The 20,753-nt window shown below is 32.2% G+C and carries 24 protein-coding genes; 13 read left to right on the top strand and 11 right to left on the bottom strand.

What is annotated here, in order from left to right:
- Positions 1-17: 17 nt before the first annotated feature.
- The 9 genes from zapA to ispE are packed head-to-tail and all read left to right on the top strand — an operon-like array spanning position 18 to position 7,207.
- Positions 18-332 carry a cell division protein ZapA gene (zapA, locus tag NAAC61_RS03455; RefSeq protein ID WP_012208006.1) on the top strand — a complete coding sequence of 105 codons (315 nt, stop codon included), beginning with the start codon at positions 18-20 and terminating at the stop codon, positions 330-332.
- A 14-nt stretch (positions 333-346) separates the two neighbouring features.
- Positions 347-1,114, top strand: a complete 768-nt coding sequence (gene murI, locus NAAC61_RS03450) for a glutamate racemase (RefSeq protein WP_158245422.1) — start codon at positions 347-349, stop codon at positions 1,112-1,114.
- Between the two features lie 25 nt (positions 1,115-1,139).
- Positions 1,140-1,994, top strand: coding sequence for an RNase adapter RapZ (gene rapZ / locus NAAC61_RS03445; protein ID WP_158245203.1), 855 nt, complete (start codon positions 1,140-1,142; stop codon positions 1,992-1,994).
- A 33-nt stretch (positions 1,995-2,027) separates the two neighbouring features.
- A complete protein-coding gene (locus NAAC61_RS03440) occupies positions 2,028-2,963 on the top strand; it encodes a gluconeogenesis factor YvcK family protein (protein ID WP_121514386.1) in 936 nt (311 codons plus the stop codon).
- The gene (gene whiA, locus NAAC61_RS03435; RefSeq protein ID WP_121959326.1) at positions 2,951-3,871 is read left to right on the top strand and encodes a DNA-binding protein WhiA; all 921 of its coding nucleotides are present in this window, start codon (positions 2,951-2,953) and stop codon (positions 3,869-3,871) included. The genes NAAC61_RS03440 and whiA overlap by 13 nt, the downstream gene beginning before the upstream one ends.
- 27 nt (positions 3,872-3,898) lie before the next feature.
- Positions 3,899-4,351: a transcriptional regulator NrdR gene (nrdR, locus tag NAAC61_RS03430; protein ID WP_012208011.1), complete on the top strand. Its 453-nt coding sequence runs from the start codon at positions 3,899-3,901 to the stop codon at positions 4,349-4,351.
- A gap of 35 nt (positions 4,352-4,386) precedes the next feature.
- A complete protein-coding gene (greA, locus tag NAAC61_RS03425; RefSeq protein WP_012208012.1) occupies positions 4,387-4,866 on the top strand; it encodes a transcription elongation factor GreA in 480 nt (159 codons plus the stop codon).
- A 46-nt stretch (positions 4,867-4,912) separates the two neighbouring features.
- Positions 4,913-6,421: a lysine--tRNA ligase gene (gene lysS, locus NAAC61_RS03420; RefSeq protein WP_121959327.1), complete on the top strand. Its 1,509-nt coding sequence runs from the start codon at positions 4,913-4,915 to the stop codon at positions 6,419-6,421.
- Positions 6,422-6,433: 12 nt separating this feature from the next.
- A complete protein-coding gene (gene ispE, locus NAAC61_RS03415) occupies positions 6,434-7,207 on the top strand; it encodes a 4-(cytidine 5'-diphospho)-2-C-methyl-D-erythritol kinase (RefSeq protein WP_103065352.1) in 774 nt (257 codons plus the stop codon).
- On the opposite strand, the gene NAAC61_RS03410 is transcribed toward ispE, so the two are convergent.
- From NAAC61_RS03410 to NAAC61_RS03400, 3 genes are read right to left on the bottom strand one after another with little or no spacing between them, the layout of a single operon-like run.
- Entirely contained in the window at positions 7,200-7,463 is a 264-nt protein-coding gene (locus NAAC61_RS03410; protein WP_012208015.1) for an EscU/YscU/HrcU family type III secretion system export apparatus switch protein, read from the bottom strand. The genes ispE and NAAC61_RS03410 overlap by 8 nt on opposite strands.
- A 6-nt stretch (positions 7,464-7,469) precedes the next feature.
- On the bottom strand, positions 7,470-8,501 hold the full coding sequence (ltaE, locus tag NAAC61_RS03405) for a low-specificity L-threonine aldolase (RefSeq protein ID WP_121959328.1): 1,032 nt from the start codon (positions 8,499-8,501) through the stop codon (positions 7,470-7,472).
- Between the two features lie 18 nt (positions 8,502-8,519).
- Positions 8,520-9,371 (bottom strand): DMT family transporter, encoded by an 852-nt coding sequence (locus NAAC61_RS03400; RefSeq protein ID WP_233186692.1) that lies wholly within the window; start codon positions 9,369-9,371, stop codon positions 8,520-8,522.
- Between the two features lie 141 nt (positions 9,372-9,512).
- Here NAAC61_RS03400 and NAAC61_RS03395 point away from each other — a divergent pair, with 141 nt between their 5' ends.
- The 4 genes from NAAC61_RS03395 (at position 9,513) to NAAC61_RS03380 (ending at position 12,181) form a co-directional block, all read left to right on the top strand.
- On the top strand, positions 9,513-9,983 hold the full coding sequence (locus NAAC61_RS03395; RefSeq protein ID WP_103065355.1) for a ribonuclease H-like YkuK family protein: 471 nt from the start codon (positions 9,513-9,515) through the stop codon (positions 9,981-9,983).
- Between the two features lie 402 nt (positions 9,984-10,385).
- A complete protein-coding gene (locus tag NAAC61_RS03390; RefSeq protein ID WP_103065356.1) occupies positions 10,386-11,090 on the top strand; it encodes a GntR family transcriptional regulator in 705 nt (234 codons plus the stop codon).
- Between the two features lie 15 nt (positions 11,091-11,105).
- Complete coding sequence (locus NAAC61_RS03385; protein WP_103065357.1) at positions 11,106-11,669, top strand: chromate transporter; 564 nt, start codon at positions 11,106-11,108, stop codon at positions 11,667-11,669.
- The gene (locus NAAC61_RS03380; protein ID WP_103065358.1) at positions 11,666-12,181 is read left to right on the top strand and encodes a chromate transporter; all 516 of its coding nucleotides are present in this window, start codon (positions 11,666-11,668) and stop codon (positions 12,179-12,181) included. The genes NAAC61_RS03385 and NAAC61_RS03380 overlap by 4 nt, the downstream gene beginning before the upstream one ends.
- On the opposite strand, the gene NAAC61_RS03375 is transcribed toward NAAC61_RS03380, so the two are convergent.
- The 8 genes from NAAC61_RS03375 to NAAC61_RS03340 form a co-directional block, all read right to left on the bottom strand.
- Positions 12,168-13,127, bottom strand: coding sequence for a P1 family peptidase (locus NAAC61_RS03375; RefSeq protein ID WP_103065359.1), 960 nt, complete (start codon positions 13,125-13,127; stop codon positions 12,168-12,170). The genes NAAC61_RS03380 and NAAC61_RS03375 overlap by 14 nt on opposite strands.
- 66 nt (positions 13,128-13,193) lie before the next feature.
- A complete protein-coding gene (locus NAAC61_RS03370; RefSeq protein WP_103065360.1) occupies positions 13,194-14,315 on the bottom strand; it encodes a KamA family radical SAM protein in 1,122 nt (373 codons plus the stop codon).
- Positions 14,316-14,858: 543 nt separating this feature from the next.
- Positions 14,859-15,089 carry a hypothetical protein gene (locus NAAC61_RS03365; protein WP_041533992.1) on the bottom strand — a complete coding sequence of 77 codons (231 nt, stop codon included), beginning with the start codon at positions 15,087-15,089 and terminating at the stop codon, positions 14,859-14,861.
- Positions 15,019-15,909 (bottom strand): DUF5685 family protein, encoded by an 891-nt coding sequence (locus NAAC61_RS03360; RefSeq protein ID WP_103065362.1) that lies wholly within the window; start codon positions 15,907-15,909, stop codon positions 15,019-15,021. Before NAAC61_RS03360 ends, NAAC61_RS03365 begins: the two co-directional genes overlap by 71 nt.
- Positions 15,910-15,966: 57 nt before the next feature.
- A complete protein-coding gene (locus NAAC61_RS03355; protein ID WP_103065363.1) occupies positions 15,967-17,178 on the bottom strand; it encodes a hypothetical protein in 1,212 nt (403 codons plus the stop codon).
- 28 nt (positions 17,179-17,206) lie between these two features.
- Positions 17,207-18,313 carry a GspE/PulE family protein gene (locus tag NAAC61_RS03350; RefSeq protein WP_012208027.1) on the bottom strand — a complete coding sequence of 369 codons (1,107 nt, stop codon included), beginning with the start codon at positions 18,311-18,313 and terminating at the stop codon, positions 17,207-17,209.
- 8 nt (positions 18,314-18,321) lie between these two features.
- Positions 18,322-19,449, bottom strand: a complete 1,128-nt coding sequence (ftsZ, locus tag NAAC61_RS03345) for a cell division protein FtsZ (protein WP_012208028.1) — start codon at positions 19,447-19,449, stop codon at positions 18,322-18,324.
- Positions 19,439-20,752 (bottom strand): cell division protein FtsA, encoded by a 1,314-nt coding sequence (locus NAAC61_RS03340; RefSeq protein WP_012208029.1) that lies wholly within the window; start codon positions 20,750-20,752, stop codon positions 19,439-19,441. The genes ftsZ and NAAC61_RS03340 overlap by 11 nt, the downstream gene beginning before the upstream one ends.
- Between the last annotated feature and the right edge of the window lies 1 nt (position 20,753).

The following is a 20,753-nucleotide window of genomic DNA, read 5'->3' as shown; positions in this document are numbered from 1 at the left end:
TTTAAGGATGAAAAATCATGAAGAATTATCGCTCAATTGAAGTAAAAATCTTAGGAAAAGATTATAAATATAAAGTGGACGAACCCGAGGATGTTATAAAAGAAATTTTAGAAAACATAAAATCGGAAGTTGAAACCTATGCAAAAAAAATCGGTGGAGAAGAAGTGGATTATATCTTTCTCCTATTACTTCTAAATGAAAGATTAAACAGTATAAGAACGAAACAAGAAATCAAACAAATGGTTGATAAGTTCAGTGATATGTTGAATACCGCACTTAAAAGCAATGATGAAGGTAGCGATGAACAAAGTAAAAGTATTCAATGGGGGTAAGATATTTTCCAATTATGAAAATAGGACTTTTTGATTCAGGAATAGGTGGTTTAACGGTTTTAAAAAAAGTGATAGAAAATTTTGGTAATCATGAGTATTTTTATTTAGCTGATAATTTAAATGTACCTTATGGTTCAAAGCCTATTCCTTTTTTAAGAGAAAATTTAAAAAACATACTTTCTTTTTTTCAAAAGATGAAAGTTGATTTTCTAATTTCTGCATGTAATACAACAGATTCCATTGTAAAAAAAACCAATTTCGACACGAAAAATTATAACTTCACATATGTAAGTATAATTGACAACGCTATAAAAACAATAGAAAGAAACGATACTGTTCTTTTGTTAGCCACCGAGAACACCATTAATTTGGGGGCTTATAAGGAAGCTCTTATAAGCAAAAAAATAACCAATCTCGAAGAAAAGGCATGCCCATTGTTCGTTCCACTTATAGAAGAAGGTTATTGGGATGGACAGATGGCAGAGTCAGTTTTGAGATTTTATTTACAAGATTCCAAATCTAAGTACCACAAAGTAATATTAGGATGCACCCATTATCCAATTTTAGAAAAGCAAATTAGAAAATACACAAATTCTTCCATCGTTGATCCTGCAGATGGGGTTGTTGATTTTTTAAAAAATGAGATCAAATTAGAGAGAATAGATGGGAAAATTAAAGTAAATTTTTTAGTTACTGGCAACCTAGAAAAATTCAAATTTCTTTCCAAAGTTTTTATGAAAGACGTAAAGTATCACCCTATTTTTAAAAAAATCGTATTATAAACTATATAAAAGGCGATTGATAACATTGCTAACAAAACCAACAGTTTTTTTAATTACCGGTTTATCTGGCGCAGGTAAAACTTTATTGTTACAATCTCTAGAAGACGAAGGGTACTATACAGTTGACAACATACCCCCTCATTTAATAGAATCTTTTTTAAATATTTTATGCACTAGCAATGTCAAAAAACTTGCTATAGTAAGTGATATTAGATGGAAAGATCCCCAAAAATTGATCGAATTATTTAAAAATGTTGAAAGTTTAGCCAAATGTACTATGGAAATTCATAAAGTTTTTTTAAAAGCTGATAAAAGTGAACTAATCAATAGATACAAAAAAACGAGAAGAACCCACCCGTTAGGTCTTTCCTTAGAGAATGCCATTGATGAAGAAATAAAAGTTATGTCAGAAATAGAGAGTTCTTGTGACATAGTTATCGATACTTCCTCAACCGAACCAACTGAATTTAAAAAAAGATTCTTTCAGATGATAAAAGAAGATATGAAAAAACTAAAGTTAAATTTTATCAGCTTTGGATTTAAAAATGGTATTCCGCCAATCTCTGATTATGTTTTTGACGTGAGATATCTTCCAAATCCTTTTTATTTTCCAGAGATGTATGAACTAACTGGTTTAGATATGAAAGTAATGGAATTCCTTGAAAAATTTAAAGAAACTCATGAAACCGTTGATAAGATTGCTAATTTAGCGAAGTTTATTCAAGATAAATATTCTGAAAGTGGCCGTATAGAAGCATATTTTTGCATAGGTTGCACCGGAGGCCAACATAGATCGGTTTACATTGCCCAAAAGGTTTATGAAATTTTAAAAAAAGAAGGAAGAGAAGTAAGCATAGATCACAGAGATATAGAACGATAACATGGAAATATTCGTCAGGTGGGTAGATATGCTGTGAAAAATATTGTAACTATTGGTGGTGGAACGGGAACAAGTCAAATATTAAGGGGATTGAAATGGAATCAAGATATAGATATTGTTTCCATAGTAACCGTTACAGATGATGGAGGAAGTTCCGGTATATTGCGTGAAGATTTTAATATATTACCGCCAGGAGATATTAGGAACAATATCTTAGCTTTGGCTGAACAAGAAACCTTTCTGACTAAATTACTTAAATATCGATTTAATGAAGGATTCTTAAAAAATCATAATCTCGGTAACATAATTTTGCTAGCATTAACTAGAATTAACGGCAATAATTTTCCCTTAGCTATCAAAACATTGTCGGAAGCTCTGAAAATAAAAGGGAGGGTCTTTCCTGCTTCTTTGGACTCTCTAAAACTTGTAGCAGAACTTGACGATGGCGAAATCATTTTTGGGGAAACATCAATTGTGTTGAAAAACAAAAATATAAAAAGAATCTGGTTGGACGGCAATGCCGAAGCATTTGATGAAAGCGTTATGGCAATTCAAAAAGCTGATATAATAGTTTTTGGACCTGGCAGTTTATATACGAGTATTATCCCCAATATATTGGTAGACGGAATAAGAAACGCAATCAATTTATGCAAAGCAAAGAAATTATATATAGCAAATATTATGACACAGCCAGGGGAAACGACCAATTATTCTTTGAAAGATCATGTTGAAGAACTAGAAAATTATTTAGGCGAAGAATTAGATTACATCATAGCCAATAAATCAAATTTACCAAATGAAATAATTCAAAGATACCAGAAAATGGGATCTAGTCCGGTAAAGTTGGATATGGAAGAAGATAGAAGAGTAGTGGTATCTGATTTGGTTTATATTATAAACGATGAGGAACCGAAAATTAGACATGATCCAAAGAAAACATCAGAGTTGATTTTAAAATGCGTTCTATGAATTCATTTTCAGAAGCTTTAAAATTAAGCCTTGTGAACAGTGATTACATTTTCCCAGAGGCTGAGTTCTATGGTTTTTTCATAGGAAAAGGTGAAATTATTGAAAAAGAAACTGAAAAATTAATAAAAATATCCATAACATCTTTGAATAGTTTTAAAAGATTATACAAACTGTGCAAATTTTCTTTCACAGAAAAATTTGAAGTAAAATTTAACAACGAAAAAAGGTTAAATCTTGGTGGAACAGGTTCTATATTCTTAAACTATCAAACGATATATAAAATATTAAAGAAAAACAACCTTTATCTAAATGAAACTAAATTTTCCCCACCTTTAAAAAAAGATCCAGTAATTTTTGGATCTTTTATTAAAGGTTTATTGTTGTCTTGTGGATCTATATCAGTAAAAGAATCCTATCATTTAGAATTTAATTTGAAAACTAACAATGTATTTAAAGAGGATTTAGTTAGAACATTTAAGAATCTTTTAGGGGTAAATGCCAGATTTTTAAATAGAAGTAAGGGCTCAAAAGTATACATAAAATCACGCGATGACATTTTGAATATCCTTGAGCTTCTCAACGCCAAAGAAAAAGTAAAAGAACTTAGTGAATTAATGGATATAAGGGATTTACGTAGCAACGTCACAAGGACTATTAATTTAATATCTGCTAATTCATCAAAAACGGCTCATAGCTCAATAAAGCAAATTAACGATATACAAATTATTCAAGAAAGCATTGGTATAGATAGTTTACCAAACGACCTAAAACAAATTGCTGCTTTTAGATTAGAAAATGAAGATGCAAGTTTGAGTAACATGGCAGAATCTTTATCAATGAAAAAATCTACCTTGTACAACAAACTAAAAAAAATCTCAAAAATTGCCGAATCTCTAAAAAATACCTAATTTAGGTAAAATGGTGGTGCAATAATTATGAAATGTCCTTTCTGTGGTTACGAGGAAACTAAAGTTCTGGACTCAAGACCAGTTAGTAACGGCACTTCCATAAGAAGAAGAAGAGAGTGCTTGCAATGCCAAGCGCGCTTTACAACTTATGAAAGATACGAGCAAACAAGGATAAGAATAATAAAAAAAGATGGCAGAAGAGAACTTTACGATAGAAAAAAACTAATGAACGGGATCTTAAAAGCTTGTGAAAAAAGGCCTGTAAGTACTGATCAAATCGAAGAAATTGTTGATAATATAGAAGAACAATTAAGAAGAAGTGGCAATTCAGAAATTTATTCTTCTGAAATTGGTGATAAGGTTATGGAGCAATTGAAATCAATCGACCAGGTAGCTTATGTGAGATTTGCTTCCGTGTATAAAGAATTTAGAGATTTAGACAGCTTTTTACAAGCTATAAGAGAATTAAAAAATAGTTAATCACCATTATTAGAAATGGGAGGAGCGATACAAAAGTGGCTGAACAAGTATACCAACTAACCAGAGAAGGGTACGAAAAATTAAAGAGGGAACGAGAAGAGCTTAAAAAAAGACTTATGGGAGAAGTTGCCGAAAGAATTAAAGAAGCCAGGGAATTGGGAGATCTTTCAGAAAACAGTGAGTACGAAGAGGCAAAAAACGAACAAGGAATGATAGATTCCAGAATCAAAGAGATAGATTATATATTAGACAATGCAGAAATAATTGAAAATGGAGGCAACCACGATAACTCTACCGTAAGTTTGGGGAAAAAAGTGAAAATAAAAGACTATAGATTGAATAGAGAGCAGGAATTCGTTCTAGTTACCCCTCAAGAGGCAAATATAGAAGAAAATAAGATCAGTATTGAATCTCCTATTGGAAGATCATTACTAGGAAGGAAAAAAGGTGAAGTTATCAACATTAAAACCGCCAGAGGAAGTTCAAAAAAAATAGAAATCAAAGAGATAAGCTAAGATTTCATAGATCACAAAACTAACCTTACCAAGCAGGAGGCAAAGTATGGACCTTAGAAATATACGAATGCATCAATTAAAAGAAATGAGGGAAAAAGGATACAATCCGTATAAGTACAATTTTCAAAAAAATTATAATTCCCAACAGATCAAAGACCTTTTCGATAGTAAAATAGAGGCTGGCCAACAATTACCGGATGAAGTTTTTAATTTCGGCGGAAGACTGATGAATTTGAGAAAACATGGTAAATCTGCTTTTGCTGATTTAAAAGATGAATTTGGACGTATCCAGGTATATATCCGTTTGGATCAAGTAGGGCAAGAAAACTATGATTTTTTCAAAGAATATATTGATATTGGAGACTGGATAGGAATAAAAGGTTATCCCTTCAAAACGAGAACTGGCGAATTAACTCTTTTGGCTTTAGATATAGAATTACTCTCAAAAGCTATTCGCCCTCTTCCTGAAAAATGGCATGGCCTTAAAGATAAAGAAGTTCGATATAGGCAAAGATATGTGGATATGATCGCAAACGATGACACCATTAAAACCCTCAGAACACGTTTTTTAATCATAAAATACATCAGAGAGTATTTAAACAACAAAGGTTTTTTAGAAGTTGAAACCCCAGTTCTTCAAAGTATAATGGGTGGAGCAAATGCAAGACCTTTTATTACCCATCTAAACGTATATGATATAGATATGTACTTACGCATAGCCACGGAATTACATCTAAAAAGACTAGTCGTCGGTGGGATGGAGAGAGTTTATGAAATAGGGAAAATATTCAGAAACGAAGGTGTTTCAAACAAACATAATCCTGAATTCACATCTATTGAATTGTACCAAGCTTTCGCTGACTACAACGATATGATGGAACTAACCGAAGATCTCTTGTACAACATTACCAAAAAAGTTCACAACAAAGCAAAGATTATGTACCAAGGAGAAGAAATAGATTTCACACCTCCTTTCAAAAGAATAAAGATGAGAGAATTCATACAAGAAAATCTTGGAATAGATATAGTCGAGGCGAGTGATCAGGAACTGAAAGAGTTTTTGAAAAACAAGGGTGAAGAGGTAGAAATAGAAGACAGATACCATTACCTCGATAAAATATGGGATTTAGTCGAAGATAAGATAATTCAACCTACTTTTGTTATGGATTATCCTATCGAATTATCTCCACTGGCAAAAAGAAAAAAAGATGATCCAAGGTTAACCGAAAGGTTTGAATTAATAATAAAGGGCAATGAAATAGCGAACGCCTTTTCTGAATTGAACGATCCTCAAGACCAATTTGAAAGGTTTAAAAAGCAAATGGAACTGAAAGAGTTGGGCGATGAAGAAGCTCAAATGATGGATCTTGATTTCATTAGGGCATTAGAATATGGTTTGCCTCCAACTGGAGGACTAGGAATAGGTATTGACAGGGTTTGTATGCTGCTTACTGATACTCCAACTATTCGCGACATTATACCTTTTCCAATTGTAAAACCCATGGCTTTCGAAGACGAAGAAGCCATGTTAAAAGAAGAAGAGACAAACGAATGAAAGAGGAGTTAAATGCATTTAAAAGCCTTTGGAAAAGTTAACCTTTACTTAGATGTAATTAGTAGGAGAAAAGATAATTACCATAATATTTTAACCCTTTTCCAATCTATTAACGAACACGACGATATTTTTATTGATTTTTCTGAAAGTGAAATATTCGAATCAGAACCTCCTTTAAATATTTCATGGGATAATAATATAATAAAAAAGTCCATAGAGACCTTTAAAAAAGAAACGGGTTTTGACAATTTTAACTTAAAAATTAAGCTTATTAAGAATTTACCTATGGGTGGAGGACTAGGGGGTGGAAGTGCCGACGCTGCTGCTGTTTTAAACTTCCTTTCAAAGAATTTTAAAATATCAGAAAAAGACTTATTCGAAATAAGTTGCAAAATCGGGAGTGATGTCCCATTTTTGCTAAAAGGTGGAACCGCTATAGGTAAAGGAAAAGGAGAAATTTTGGAATTTTTGGAACCTTTAAAATTAAATATAAAAATATTCCAGATGAAATATAATATTGATACTAAAAAAATGTACGAAAAACTTGATCAAAATTGGGAAAGTATAAACCATTTCGGTGATCCATACAACTTGTACGAAGCTTTAAAAAATAACGACATTATAACTGCTAAACAAAATGCGTTTAACGTATTCGAACAAGTGGCATTCAAAGAATATCCTAAATTGAAGCAAAAAAAGGAAGACATGGAAAAGGATGAAGGAATTATATTTGCTTTGATGTCTGGTTCAGGTAGTACATTATACAAAGTAATTTATGCTAACTGAACTCTTTATCTAACTTAAAGACAAAAGCAATTATTTCAGCCGCTAGCTCATACAATTCGGGAGGAATTTCTTCATCCAAATCTAAACCATAAAACTCTTCTACGGCTTTTTCACTTTTAACTATTGGTATGTTTTCCTCTTCTGCAATTTCTATGATTCTCCTGGCTATTGAATCTATACCTTTTGCAACTACTTTAGGTGCTTGATCCGTTCCTTGTTTATACCGTAAAGCTACTGCTTTTTTTGAATTAGACATTTTTTATCACTTCTTTAAATATTCTTTCATTGTTTCAACAATATAATCCACATCTTTCTTGCTTACCCAATAATTAGTTACAAATCTGAATTCCCCATTTTCTGGGGGATTTATTTTGATACCTTTTTCTAAAAAAAATGATACCATTTCCCTAAAATTTATATCTTCGTTTATTGTGAAAAAAACCATATTTATATGAATATCGTCTAAGTTCAAAGAAATTTCAGGGATCTCGCTCAGCCTTTCTCCCAGATATCTGGCGTTTTCATGATCTTCTTTTAGTCTGAATCTCATCTTTTCAAGGGCTATTAACCCTGCTGCAGCTAGAAATCCCGCTTGCCTTAAACCTCCACCCATCAGTTTGCGTTTCTTTTTGGCTTTTTGAATGAAATCTTTACTCCCAGCCACAATAGAACCTACAGGTGCACATAAACCCTTTGAAAGGCAAAACATGACTGAATCACAGTATTGAGTTATCTCCGTAGGATCAACATTCAAGTAGGTTGCAGCGTTGAATACTCTAGCTCCATCCAAATGAACGGGGATCTCATTCTCGTGAGCTATTTCAGATATTTCTTTCATATTTTCAAGCGGCACAACCGTTCCATTGGAATGAGCATTCTCTAGACATATCAAACCTGTAGATGGGAAATGAAGATCCTCTTCTCCCTTTCTTATCCTTTTTTTAATACTTTTAGGCGACATAACCCCCTTATCACTATTTATAGTTCTCAATTGTACGCTAGCTATTACTGAAGCCGCACCGACTTCGTGAACAACGATATGGCAACTATCATCAAGGATAACTTCATTTCCTCTTTCACAATGTGTAAAGATGGAAAGTTGGTTACCAAACGTTCCACTAGGAACAAAAAGTGCATCTTCCTTTCCTACTACTTCTGCAGCGTATTTTTCTAATTTTTTCATTGTTGGGTCTTCATCGTATACATCATCACCAACTTCTGCCTTAAACATGGCTTCTCTCATCTCTTGAGTAGGTTGCGTAACGGTATCACTTCTGATGTCTATGTATTTCACTAAAACTCCTCCTCTTTCTCAAAGCTCTTTTAAATCTAATTTCTTTTTCAAATATTTATTAACCCTGTACGAAAAAGTAGTTAAAATTATTACTCCAATCATAATTGAAGCCCCGGCTATCTGCAATCCAGAAAATCTCTCTCCCAAAAAAATAAATGAAAATAATGAAGCAAATATGGGTTCTCCAATGAATATAAGAACGGTGGAATTAGAACCAATTACCTTTTGATATTTAACTTGCAAAAAATTCACTACTATGGTTGCAGCGATCGCTGTATATATAACTGTTAACCAAATCGGAACACCTAACTTCCAGTTAGAATTGAATGACATTGACAAATTGATTATAGCAGCAAATAGAAACTGATAAGCTAAAAGCGAAGTTTCATCAACAACTTTTGAAAATTTTGTTATTAAAACAATATGAACGGCAAACAAAACAGCACTCAAAAACGTTAAGAAATCTCCAAAATTAAATCCCGAAATACCTCCAAAAAGCATGTAAGAACCTAACAAAGACAAAGGAAAACATACCCACTGAATAAAGTTGGGTTTCTCTTTTTCAATTAGATAAGAAATTATGGGAGTGAGTGGAATATATAAAGAGGTAATAAAACTACTTTTGGAAGCATCTGTAAAATTAATTCCATAAGTTTGCGAGGCATGTGCTAGTCCTAAAATTATTCCTAAGGTTGCCCCGTACTTGAAAGAATGTTTTTTCCAAATAAGAAAAGACAAAACGGCAGCAATACCAAACCTGATAAACAAATAAGGCAAGGTTTGAAGATCCGTCAACACCACCTTGTGAATCGGAAAAGTAGTACCCCATATTAATGTGGCTAACAAAAGCCAAAAAAACGCTCTAATCAACCTATAATCCCTCATCTTATTCACATGTTTTAGTGTATTATATCAAAATTTTAATTCGAATTTTAGTATCATTCTTAATTAATCTTAAAAGTTTTTAATAAAAATCGTTGCATTTTGGTGTATAATTGAAAAAAACTTATTTTGAAAAAAGGGGGTAACGTTTTCAAGTTAAAAAATCCAACTATAGGCACTATAGAATTCAAAGATTTGACTAATTTCATTGAATTATTTTTAGAAAACAAAAGTTACAAAGTTTGGGTGGGAACAGATAGCCATGCAAGAGACGGAGTGGTAACGTTTGCTACCGCTATAGTAATTTACAAAGTAGGCAATGGGGCTACTTATTTTTATTATGTCACTCACGAACGTAGATCATATGATATGTACTCAAGATTGATAAGAGAAGCAGAATTTAGTTTAAACACCGCAGAATTTATCGAAAATCACTTAAATTTAATAAAGCCAGAAATACACCTTGATATAGGTTTAAACGGTAGATCAAAAGAGGTCTTTAATGTTGTCACTGGCTATGTGAAGGGTCTGGGATATGATTATAAAATAAAACCGGAATCATTTGCAGCTACCAATGTTGCTCATTTATATACCAAGTGAAAATATTTCTGCGATTGATGTTTCAATAGGATTATGGTCGTTTTCAATTCTCATCTTTTTCAAAACATATTTTGCATTTGAACCTCTTTAAATCTCCATAAAACCACTAGTCAGAATGTCTTTCTATAAAAAAGTCGCTGATAACTTATCTTATTTTTATCTTTTGAATTTTTGTGTGGCTTCCACACTTACGGCAATCAATGTTTTTTTAATATATTGATTAACAATAGCATTCGAATTTTTGCTAATATTATCTCACTACAATCAATTTGCTTAGAAAATCATTCATATTTTCAGATTACTCTGAGAATTCTTGATATAATTTCTTTAATTTGTTATAATTTGTGTATACAAGTGTGAGTAGACATATTTGTATATCTTAATCGAAGGAAGGTAACTAAAATGGCCGATTATAAGACGCCAATCTATCAAAGGATTGCTGACAAAATAGTTTCAAGAATATATGAAGGGGAATATCCAATGAACTCATTTCTTCCGTCAGAAAATGAGTTAGCCGAGGAATTTCATGTAACAAGAACTACGATAAGAAAAGTTTTAAGTTTATTGAAACAGCAAGGAACAATTAAAAGTTACCAAGGAAGAGGGTATAAAGTTCAAACTCTTTTATGGGAGCAAAGTCTTTTAAAGTTTTACAGTTTTGGAAAAAGTATAGCTAGCAAGGTTGAAAATTCTAATACTAAACTAATATCGGTAAAAAACGTCTCTGGCTTGGAAGATGTTGATGAATTTGAAAACCTAGAATTATGGGAGATTACAAGGTTGAGATTAGTTGGTGAAATTCCTTTAATATTGGAAAGCTCTTACATCCCTGTCGAATTTTTAAAAAAAGTGGATAATGAAAATCTGAAAACAAAACCTCTGTATGATTTACTTGCCAGAGAAGGAATAAGATGTGTCAATGCAAAAGAATATCTTGAACCAGTTCTTCCTTCACTAGAAGCCCAAGAACTGCTAGAAATTGAAGAAAATATTCCCCTTTTTCAAACCACAAGATACACATATGATTCAGAAAATAGATTGGTAGAATTCAGGGAAAGTTTGATAAGAGCTGATCATTTTAGATTCTTTACTGAATTGAAATTGTAGGGGAGAATAATAAAAATGGATGAAAAAGACAAATCAAAAATATTGTTAAAAATGTTCATTACGTTTTTTAAAATAGGGCTCTTCACTTTTGGTGGTGGGTACGCAATGATTCCTTTGATAGAGAAAGAAGTCGTAGAAAATAAAAAGTGGGTGGAAAAGGATAAGTTTACAGACAAGGTTTCTTTAACTCAAACTATACCTGGAGCTGTAGCTATCAATCTTTCTATTTTAGTAGGATACGATATAAAGGGAGTATTAGGAGCGGTTATGTCAGTAATAGGGGTTTCTTTACCTTCTTTTATAATAATATTGGCGATAGCTTTTACCCTTACGAAAACAGCGGGACTCAGCGTTTTACAAAGTGCCTTTGAAGGAATAAGACCTGCTATAGCGGCACTTATTGTATACGCGGGGATAAGTTTATCAAAATCAGTTAAATGGTCCATCGTTTTAGTTTTATTAACTGCAGGGGCTTTTGTTGCAATTGGAATATTTAAAATTAATCCTATTTATATAATTGTTATCGCCTTCATTTTAGGGAGCCTTTACTCTATGCCACAAGGGAGAAAAAAGTCATGAGAACTTTATTTGGCCTGTTCTTTTCTTTTTTTGAAATTGGGTTATTTGGATTTGGCGGTGGTTACGCTATGATTCCACTAATTCAAACACAATTGGAAAGAAGAGGTTGGATCCCGCTTCAAGAATTTCTCGATTTAATAGCTATATCAGAGGTTACTCCGGGCCCAATAGCAGTAAATAGTGCTACTTTTGTTGGGTATAGGGTTTTTGGGATAGTTGGTTCTTTGGTCGCAACAACTGCTGTTATATTACCTTCGTTAATTATAGGATTACTGGTAGGCAGATATTTTAAGAATGGAAATGGCGATACTCAACAAAATATTCTTAAATTTTTAAAACCTGCTGTTATCGGGTTGATACTTGGTTCAGCGTATACAATTGGAATCACTAATATCGTAAATTTGGCGAGTTTTCTCATATTTATTGGGGTTTTGATGCTCCTGTTTTTCACAAAATTAAATCCGATTTTTATAATAATTATGACAGGAATAGTGGGAATTATCTTTTACTAGGATTCAAATCTTTGTAACTGAGAATATTACCAACTTTTCTTGCCGATTTGATAGCTCTTATAATGGATATTTCTACCACTTCTGCTGCCACTTCACCAATTAAAGTAACGTCACTTGGTAAATCACCCGTAGACAAGCAAAAAATAGCATCTCCATCGTACATGGTGTGAACAGGTCTTATTGCTCTTGCCATTCCGTCGTGGCTCATTTGAGCCACTTTGTTTGCTTCCTCTTTGGACAATTTTGCATTTGTAGCTACGACAGATAGAGTTGTATTTTCACCCGGATTAGCTTTAAAACTCGATTTTTTCATATATTCAGATATATTCAAAAATTTATTGTTTTTATCAATAGCTCCGGCTATTATTTCCCCTTCTTCGTAAACATCTCCTGTAGCGTTCACAACCGTTATCGCCCCGACTATTATCCCGTTACCTAATTCAATGGAGTAACTTCCTACCCCACCTTTCATAGCACTATTAACGCCTGCCGCCTTACCAACGAGTGCCCCGGTTCCTACACCAACGCATCCTTCTTCAACGCAATTTGATGTTGCTAAATTTGCTGCAATATAACCAGATCTTTTATCTGGCCTAACGTTTGGGTCTCCTATATCCAAATCGTAAATAACTGCAGCAGGTACTATGGGGACTTTCACGGTACTTGTTTGAAAACCTATACTATTTTCCTCTAAAAATTGCATGACCCCACTTGCTGCATCTAAGCCAAAAGCACTTCCCCCGGTTAATAAGACAGCGTGTACCATTTGAACAAGATTCCCCGGTTTTAGTAAGTCAGTTTCTCTTGTACCTGGGGCTGAACCTTTGACATCAACCCCACCTACCGCCCCATTTTCGGCTAGAATTACCGTACAACCTGTTAAGGATTTATAATCAGTGTAGTGTCCTACTTTTATCCCCGGAACGTCAGTTATACAATTGAACATATCTAATCTTCTCCTTTTTTAAATAACTATCTGGGAATTTTACTTCTTCAAGAAACGAAAAGTTGCCTATATATTTTGAAAACTTTTGTAATTATATACTTCCACTAATTCTTTGTAATCATCAAACCAATAGGCTTGTGGATCTCTTTTGAATACAAAAAATTTACCATAGTTATCAGGATTGTGCGCTCTATGATAACGAAAGATAATATTTTTACTTGTCAATGCGGTAACCTCTATTTTACCGGATTCATGTGACATTACAAATCTTGGTCTTTTGGCCAAACCTGAAATATCTTCTAAGGATTCTAGGAATATTGAATAAGCTTTTTCTAAAGGAATACTAAAACCTTTGTTTCCCATTACAGGCCTATTATGAAATACATAATAAGGAGGAATACCGTTAAAGGATAGCTTTTTAAATAATGTTGATAATGTTTTAGGATTATCGTTAATACCGTGCAAAAGAGGAGTTTGATTTGCCATTATGGCTCCAGCATTTTGGAGTATATTTATTCCCTGCATAGAAAAAGTGGTTAATTCTTTGGGATGATTAAAGTGAACGATAAAATATAATTTTTTACCACTATTGGAAATTTCTTTAATTAAACTCGGTAGAGTATCATCCGATATTATTCTAAAAGGGTTAAAGGCTGGAGTTTTTGTACCTACTCGAATAATTTTTACATGATCTATTTCACAAATAGATTCTATAATTGATTTAAGTTTATTTGTTGAAAGAAGTAAAGGATCTCCACCAGTCAGGAGAACATTTGTGATTTCTTCGTGTTTTCGGATATAATCAAGATCTTGATCAATTTCACGGGTTCTAACAACTTCTTTACCTATGCTCTTGAACAATCTTTTTCTAAAACAAAATCTACAGAAACTTCCACATACATCATTTACTAATAGTAAAGCGGTATCCCTATACTTGTGTTGTAGACCTTTACTTATTGTATATGAATGTTCTTTTGAGGCGTCTTCTAATCCCCACTCTTCTAATTCTTCAACACTTGGAATTATGATCTTTCTTATAGGATCATTTTTGTCTTTCCAGTTGATTAAGCCCAAGTAATATTCATTAGCTCTGAATTTATACTTTTCCTCAACAGGTTGAAGTTCTTTTAGCTCTTCTTGTGAAATTCCTTTTACTTTTTCTAATTTAGTTATGTATTCTGGATACATAGAAACAACTCCTTTTATATTTTTTAATGTACTCTATTAATAATTTTCTTTTTGAAAAAAATTATCCAGTAACGAAGAAATCTCATATTTCAATCTTTTTAATAAGTAGCCATAAACATTAGTAAAAAATAAATAAAGAAGTATTATTATGAATAAACCTTTTCCCATAGTTACAAAATCAGGAAGGAGCTCCCCAAAGAAAGTATACATAAGATAAAAAGAAAGGATTGAAAGAGAGGTAATGAATAAATGCTTTAACAACCTTTTTTCTACAACAATAAAAGTTAGAATTGGAACAAAAAAGAGCAAAAAAACCCCAATCGCTTCAACAACAAAGCCACTAATAAATATTAAAAAGAAAATTGAAATACTGAAAATAAATGCATATCTTTTTTCTAAAAAGAAAACTCCCAGAGGAAGAATTAAACTAACAACAGTGGGAGCAATTCTCAAATATCTTGACATAAGGAATAGCAAGAAAAAAAGGATAACCAAAAAAGCTGTCTTTATAAGGGGATTTTTTATAACTAAATTCATAAATTTTTAAAACCAATTACAAAGATCTCCGCCACCACATTCACAAAGGGTATCTAAACAGACAGTGGCTCCTAAACATTCTAAACAATTACCACATCCACTTCTTCCATAGCTATAGTAACCAGCTCTAAAAGTATCCATTTTTTCTCTAAACTTTTCATCTTCCTTATATTTTAAAAATAGGTTTTTGAACTCTCCCTTTTTTATTTGCTCTAGAATGGTTTGTTGCTCTTTCATCAATTTCTCCTCCATCTAAAATTTTTGTGACAGAATTTCTGTGATATATTAAAGAAAAAGTCGCTAGCTTTTTTACTAAATGCTTGTTAAAATTTGCGACTTCTTCAACATTTTCTAAGAACTCTTTTGAACATAAATCGTAAGTAAATAAAATTCTTTCTTTTTGATCTTGAGTTAATTCATCTAATTTTTTTACCCCAAAAGAGTTTGCTATAGAGTTAAAATTTCTTTTTTTTATATCTTTGTTAAAATCGTACACACTATCTACCAAATATAGCAAATAAGCTGTCACAACAGGCATGGTTGCTGGATATCCTTGAGGGAAAAATTCATCGAATAACATCTCCATAATTCCTTGAGATGGTTTGGCATAATCATCCAAATCTAAATTTTGTTCTTCTACCCTTTGTTGCATTTTTAATAGATGTTTGTATTCATTGATAGTTATGGGATCAAACTGTTCAAGTAACTTCATTTCCAACTTTTTCAAAATTTTCTTTGGAACTGGTTTCCCTTCTAAATTGTAATCTAAAAGTTTTCCATAGATTATAAGCAAATTGAGATACGCATAAGGTGTCATAAAAGAATTATTTTCAGGTTTAAATCGTTTTTTTAATCCTACATATGGACATCTGAATTCGTTTATATTCTCAACAGGGTTGTTCAACATGGAAAAGAAAACCACTTCTTTTACTGTCGTGAGTCTATAGAACTCACCTAAATTCTCCTTTAAAGAGTGACATAATCCACAATAGTAATATAGATAATTTTTCCTCTCTTCTTCTGTTGGAGTAAAATATATAGATATGTATCCGTACATTATTTCAACCTCATTTGTTTTAATTTTCCTCTATTAGGATAAAGGAGTTAGGTGAACTTAATAAACCTCAAATCTATGTTTCTTTGAAAATGTTTTATCCCCTATATTAACACTGAATTGAATTTCATACTCTCCTGATCTATCTAAATTTATAGTCTTAACGTTTGATAAATCAAATACCTTAGCCGTTCCCAATTCTGTTATATATACTCGAGATAAATCGTTATTCTCGTAATTATAAATTAGCTGTCCTTCATAGAATAACCTAAAGATCACTTGTGAAATTTCAAAGGCTTTTGGTTCTTCATTAGAATTTCTTAGTAAACCTTCAAAATAAAGCTGATCTCCTCTTGAGGCCGCCGAAATAACATAAACTAAAAGGGAAATATCGTTGTAATTTCTATCTATTTGATTAACTATATTCAAAGTGGTTACATAAGTTTGCTCAAAAGAATCAAAGTCGAATAATAAATAATAATTTCCTGGATCGAAATTTTTATTGATTTCAAAATCTAAAGGTATCGAAGACAGAGGATTCAAATTTAATGTTCCAAAGGAAAATTTCTGTGAATGGATAACCTTTTCTTTTTGTTTTATTGTTAGCGTTCCAAATAATTCTTTGTTAAAGGTTTCATTGGTCCCATTTATTGCTAATATGCTAATAGAAGGGAATTCCGTAGTTAAGTAAAACATCTCTTTAGCAGAAACATCTATAATCAATCCTTTATTGTATTCAAAGGTTTTAACAAGATTTACACTTTCGTCATTTAAGATAAAGGACACTCGGGCTTCATAGGTTCCTTTTTCTAAATCTGAAATCTCCTTTTCTCTTAACAGGTCAAAAACTAAAATTGTTTTATACGGTGAGATATCAGCTTCTACAGGTTGTGAGAACACATAACTGTATTCAACCTCAGAACTTTCCTGATTTACTATCAAAAATGAAAAGTTATTAATTTCTACATGAGAATCATTGTTGTTGGTATTTTGTATAGTAACTTTTATATCTAAATTATCTGGATAGTAATATTCTTCTTTTGATTCTAAATTGATATGAATCCCTTTTATAACTACATTGTAAGGTAAATCAAATCTTGAACCTCTACGCCCCATAATAATAAATATGAACACTAACATGGACAAAAATATAACGATGTAAAATGTCCATCTAATTATTCTTTTTTTAGATTGTTCTCTTCTTTCTCTTTCTTTTTTCCTTTCTTCATCATACTTTTGCCATTCTTCCGGGCTTTTTGAAAAATATTGCATGAATTCATCTCACTATTTTCAATATTATTTAGAAGGAAGATAAGTTACTTAAATACTGATCTTCATTGATTACCCCTTTATTAAAAAATTCCCGAAGTGTGGGCAACGGATCTATATAACAATCAGAATCTTTGTATTTTTCACTTACAAAATTAATACTCTTACCTTGTGATATGTCTCTTTTCAAATTTTTTGAAATTATCAAACCTTCAAAAACAGTTATAAAACCTTTTTTCCCTGTATTATAACAGTGTTCACATCCATTTCCTTGGCAAAAAGGACAGTTTTTAGGGATTAATCTTTGATTAAGGATGAGATCTAAGCTTTCAGAGAGATTTCTTACTTCTATTCCAAACATCTTCAACCTTTGAAGCACTAAAAAAACATTCTTAGCGTGTAACGTGGAAAATACCAAATGACCTGTTATCGAAGATTCAAATAACAATTTTGCAAAATTTTCCTCCCTAATTTCGCCCACAACTATTAAATCAGGATCTTGTCTCAATATATATTTTAAAATATCTGCTTTGTCTTCCTCGTTTTTTGATACTATTTGAATTATACCTGGATTAATATACTCTACTGGATTTTCTATGCTATGAACTTTTCTCCTTTTTTTGAACTTATTAACTATGTACTGCATCGTTGTAGTTTTGCCAGACCCTGTAGGACCAGAAAAAATAAGCATTTTTGATTTTTGATCAATTAATTTTTCGACGTTAGAAAGAATCATTGGTTCCATGAAAACTTTTATGTCGTTTATGTTTCTCAATTTTCTTAAGACACAACTTATTCCTCCAGAAGATCTAACAAAGGAAGCTCTATAATTGATGTTCTGGAAACGAAAAGAACCATCAATATTTTCAAAATCTTTTACTATATCGTACCCACAATTGATAAGCAATTTGTTTAGCACTACTTCGTATTCATATGCCCCCATAGTTTCTAAAGTTATTAAATCTCCACAGTATCTGGCTTTAACGCCTACCTTTTCGTCATGAGGTTCAAAATGAAAATCTGTAATATTTTCATCGTCATATTTTTTCAAAAAGTTGTCTAAAATATTTTCTTCTACTTCATAATTCTTTAGGTCTTTATTATACAAGAGGTAGAAATTAGAGGGTTTCTTTTTCATTATTATTGTTATTGTTGTTGGACTTCTTCTCCTGGAATTTCTTCTACATGATCTTGCAAATACTTGTTCAATCTGGATATTTCTTCGGCAACCACACCTTTTCCAAACTGTCTATATAATGCTGGTTGTTCATAAAGATCTAGATAGTTTTCTTCTCCAGGCAATTTGTCGTAACCGGATGCTATAACCGTTACCTTAATAACTTCAGGAGGCAAATCTATAATTGTAATTCCCATTTTTAGTCGTGCATCATCAATTGCGTATGAACGTAAAATTTCATTGACAATTTTGACATCTTGTGTGGTTGGAGTCTTACCCGCGATGTTTACTAAAGCAGCTGTTGCATTCCTTACAGGATCCTCTAAAATTTTACTATTCAATGCATTTTTTATAGCTTCTTCAGCTCTTTTTTCTCCTTTTGCAAGTCCAATACCAAGCATCGCAGAACCTTTTATGCGTAATACCGACGCTACATCTGCAAAATCTAAATTGATCATACCTGGTTTGGTTATCAAATCGGAAATACCAGTAATTGCTTGAATAAGTATTTCATCAGCTTTCTCAAAGGCTTTGTCAATTGGAATATCATCATCGTTATCTATAAGTTTATCGTTTGATATTTTAATTAAACTATCCACATACTTTTTAGTTTCTTGAAACCCTTTCAAAGCTATTCTTTCTTTTGTTGATCCTTCAAAGTGAAAAGGTAAGGTAACTATTGCCACAGTCAAAATACCCATTTGTGTAGCTAAATCAGCTATAATAGGTACAGCCCCTGTTCCTGTACCTCCCCCTAAACCCGCGGTTATAAATAAAAGATCTGTATCTTTCAAAGTTTCTTTTAAATCATCCTGACTTTCTAAAGCTGATTTTTTACCAATTTCTGGATCTCCACCGGCACCTAGACCTTTTGTCAGTTCTTTACCCAATTGAATTTTTGTAGGTGCGTCATTATTTTCTAATACCTGTACATCCGTGTTTGCAGCAATCAGTTCTACATCATCAATGCCTTTTTTTATCATTCTTTGAATAGCATTATTCCCTGCTCCTCCAACGCCTATTACTTTTATCTTATAACTCGTTTTCCTACTAAACAATTTATTTCGTTTGTTGATTTCTTCCATTTCAAAGGGCATCTTCTTCTTCACCTCCCGTTATTTTCTTAAAAAAAGTCTTTAAGGTGGATGTTGTTTTTTTGGAAGATTTATTTCTTTTGGAGGATTCTGAACGCGTCTCTTTGTTTTTTTCATAAAGATTTTCTTCTAACAAATCGATTCTGTACCTTTCTATTAACCCAAAAACAGTTTGAAATTCCGGATCCTTAGCTAATTCTTCTGGAATGTTCTTGAACGAGTCAAAAGATACTATGGAACTTTTCCTGAAATTTTCACCCATCAGTTCTTTAACGGTGATTTCAATATTTTTTATTTTCGAGCCTCCCCCGGTCAATACTATTCCTCCCTGTAAAGCACCTACTTCAAAAGTTCTTTCATAACCTATTTTTGAGAGTTCGCCATTTAACCTGCTTATAATTTCTCTGACTCGAGCAAAAATAATTTTATTTAAAAGACTTAGAGGAACATAAGAATACCCACTACCTGTCAATAATTGGAAATTCACCTTTTTCATTGTTTTCGTTTCTCTTGAACATGCCCCTTCCTCTTCCAATAACCTATGTGCCTCTCTTTCAGAAACCTTGAGTATATTGGAGATATCTTTTAATACATATTTAATTCCATACGGAAAAGTGTAGAATAATTTTGGAATTCCATCTTTAAAGATGATTATTCTACAAGAATTGTACCCAAAGTCTATCACAGTGATGCCGACATTTCTATCGTTGGGGGTGGTAATTATATAACTATTCGATAAAGTTGAATCGTATATAGGAATTTCAGAAGTATAGACAATATCTTTTAAGACGTTAATTAACAGCGAAAAGGAATTTTCATCTACCCATACAATGTTTAGTGTTGTAGTTAAAGATTTTTCAGCAAAAAAAGAAACTGGATTTTTTACCTTTTTTTCGTCGATATGAAACTTCACAAAGTTTGAATCTAAAATTATTTTTCCCTCGTCTGTGTATTTTTTGATAATGCTTTTCTTGATGTTTCTGAGTTCCTCTTCTCTTATTTCTGTCCTTTTGCTAAACTCAACAGTAAAATGCTCTTCTGTGATATTCAAAGAGTTAGTGGAATATCCTACAATAATTTCTGGATTTTTAATCTTCTTTGGAGACTCCTGGTTCAACTTTTCTATAAGCGTTTCAATTGATCTACGTAGTGATTCCATATCTTGTATTTCACCATTAATGATACCGTCCACTGGAAGTTTACTCAGTGAAATTGGCACAATACTTCCATCTTCTTCTATTTCAAAAAGTACTCCCTTTAGAAAAAAACTACCGATATCTATTCCAATCAAATAATTCTTAGCCATA

Source organism: Petrotoga sp. 8T1HF07.NaAc.6.1 (genome assembly GCF_016772115.1).
GTDB classification, from domain to species: Bacteria; Thermotogota; Thermotogae; order Petrotogales; family Petrotogaceae; genus Petrotoga; species Petrotoga mobilis.
This window is presented reverse-complemented; position numbering and strand designations above follow the sequence as displayed.

What these genes read in the sequence shown, in the direction of transcription:
- zapA (WP_012208006.1), top strand. Translation starts at nt 18, where the DNA reads ATGAAGAATTATCGCTCAATTGAAGTAAAAATCTTAGGAAAAGATTAT.
- murI (WP_158245422.1), top strand. Translation starts at nt 347, where the DNA reads ATGAAAATAGGACTTTTTGATTCAGGAATAGGTGGTTTAACGGTTTTA.
- whiA (WP_121959326.1), top strand. Translation starts at nt 2,951, where the DNA reads ATGCGTTCTATGAATTCATTTTCAGAAGCTTTAAAATTAAGCCTTGTG.
- nrdR (WP_012208011.1), top strand. Translation starts at nt 3,899, where the DNA reads ATGAAATGTCCTTTCTGTGGTTACGAGGAAACTAAAGTTCTGGACTCA.
- lysS (WP_121959327.1), top strand. Translation starts at nt 4,913, where the DNA reads ATGGACCTTAGAAATATACGAATGCATCAATTAAAAGAAATGAGGGAA.
- ispE (WP_103065352.1), top strand. Translation starts at nt 6,434, where the DNA reads ATGCATTTAAAAGCCTTTGGAAAAGTTAACCTTTACTTAGATGTAATT.
- NAAC61_RS03410 (WP_012208015.1), bottom strand. Translation starts at nt 7,463, where the DNA reads ATGTCTAATTCAAAAAAAGCAGTAGCTTTACGGTATAAACAAGGAACG.
- NAAC61_RS03390 (WP_103065356.1), top strand. Translation starts at nt 10,386, where the DNA reads ATGGCCGATTATAAGACGCCAATCTATCAAAGGATTGCTGACAAAATA.
- NAAC61_RS03385 (WP_103065357.1), top strand. Translation starts at nt 11,106, where the DNA reads ATGGATGAAAAAGACAAATCAAAAATATTGTTAAAAATGTTCATTACG.
- NAAC61_RS03380 (WP_103065358.1), top strand. Translation starts at nt 11,666, where the DNA reads ATGAGAACTTTATTTGGCCTGTTCTTTTCTTTTTTTGAAATTGGGTTA.
- NAAC61_RS03375 (WP_103065359.1), bottom strand. Translation starts at nt 13,127, where the DNA reads ATGTTCAATTGTATAACTGACGTTCCGGGGATAAAAGTAGGACACTAC.
- NAAC61_RS03370 (WP_103065360.1), bottom strand. Translation starts at nt 14,315, where the DNA reads ATGTATCCAGAATACATAACTAAATTAGAAAAAGTAAAAGGAATTTCA.
- NAAC61_RS03365 (WP_041533992.1), bottom strand. Translation starts at nt 15,089, where the DNA reads ATGAAAGAGCAACAAACCATTCTAGAGCAAATAAAAAAGGGAGAGTTC.
- NAAC61_RS03360 (WP_103065362.1), bottom strand. Translation starts at nt 15,909, where the DNA reads ATGTACGGATACATATCTATATATTTTACTCCAACAGAAGAAGAGAGG.
- NAAC61_RS03355 (WP_103065363.1), bottom strand. Translation starts at nt 17,178, where the DNA reads ATGCAATATTTTTCAAAAAGCCCGGAAGAATGGCAAAAGTATGATGAA.
- NAAC61_RS03350 (WP_012208027.1), bottom strand. Translation starts at nt 18,313, where the DNA reads ATGAAAAAGAAACCCTCTAATTTCTACCTCTTGTATAATAAAGACCTA.
- ftsZ (WP_012208028.1), bottom strand. Translation starts at nt 19,449, where the DNA reads ATGCCCTTTGAAATGGAAGAAATCAACAAACGAAATAAATTGTTTAGT.
- NAAC61_RS03340 (WP_012208029.1), bottom strand. Translation starts at nt 20,752, where the DNA reads ATGGCTAAGAATTATTTGATTGGAATAGATATCGGTAGTTTTTTTCTA.